Source organism: Neisseria sp. 19428wB4_WF04 (assembly GCF_015235335.1).
GTDB classification, from domain to species: domain Bacteria; phylum Pseudomonadota; class Gammaproteobacteria; order Burkholderiales; family Neisseriaceae; genus Neisseria; species Neisseria musculi.
The window spans coordinates 1-807 of sequence record NZ_JADGLG010000129.1 but is presented as its reverse complement, the minus strand read 5'-3'; the positions used below and the strand labels follow the sequence as shown (position 1 = coordinate 807).

At 46.0% G+C, this 807-nt stretch carries 1 protein-coding gene and 1 pseudogene; both read right to left on the bottom strand.

All coding sequences use genetic code 11. From position 1 onward, the window contains the following. Positions 1-199 (bottom strand): annotated as a pseudogene (locus IR141_RS12615) (IS1595 family transposase); the annotation flags it as partial. Between the two features lie 148 nt (positions 200-347). Next, positions 348-677 carry a helix-turn-helix domain-containing protein gene (locus IR141_RS12610; RefSeq protein WP_135037783.1) on the bottom strand — a complete coding sequence of 110 codons (330 nt, stop codon included), beginning with the start codon at positions 675-677 and terminating at the stop codon, positions 348-350. Positions 678-807 lie beyond the last annotated feature (130 nt).

Here is an 807-nt window from a genome sequence, read left to right as displayed (position 1 = left end):
CATCAACTTCTACTTCACCATCAAGCATTTCCAGATGCGGGCTGTTGTGATAGATAAGTAAGCGCAAACGGTGGAAGTAATAGGCAGCGGTATTTTTATTGACGCTAACTAATTGCGCCGCTGTGCGGGCGGTAACACCTGCAACAAATAGTTCAATCAGTTTGTTTTGCTTGTACTGACTTAAACGACTTTTTCTCATAGGGATTATTCTAACCTGAAGTTAAATTTCCCTAGTTATCTAGTACAGCCCCTTTCTTTAAGCCACTTTAAAGCGGCTTCATCCCATAAACGCTTAGGCTTTTCGCCAAGTTCGGAAACCCGCCAAGCATCATGCTTAAGTTTATCTCTCAGTTCTTCAGCTGATTTTTTGTCTTTTGTACGAGCAGAGCGTCTAACTCTTTTTCCGCTGGGTGTTGTAAAGTCAATGTACCAGATACCGCTCCTACGGCGATATAATCCTTCAGTTTTAAGCATTTTTCTTCACTCCTGCTTTCGAGTGAAGCCTGCAATTGTGCATTTTGCAAACCACACAGAAAAGCGTCAAGGGCAGGCTGAGTTATACAGTATTTGCGGCCGGGTTTGGATGCGGCAATCCGGCCGGCGCGGATATGCTCCCGTATCGTTTCGGGATGGCATTTGCAGTAGGCCGCCGCTTCGGTTACATCGTAGGTTTTCACGGTGATGCTCCATATACGGTTTCATACACGGGGTAGGTGGCGGTTTTCAGAAATCCTGCCGGCTTTCTGACCGCCAAATGCCGTTTGATTTTCGGCTCGATTATCAGATAGTCTGCGGCAGAAACGTAAA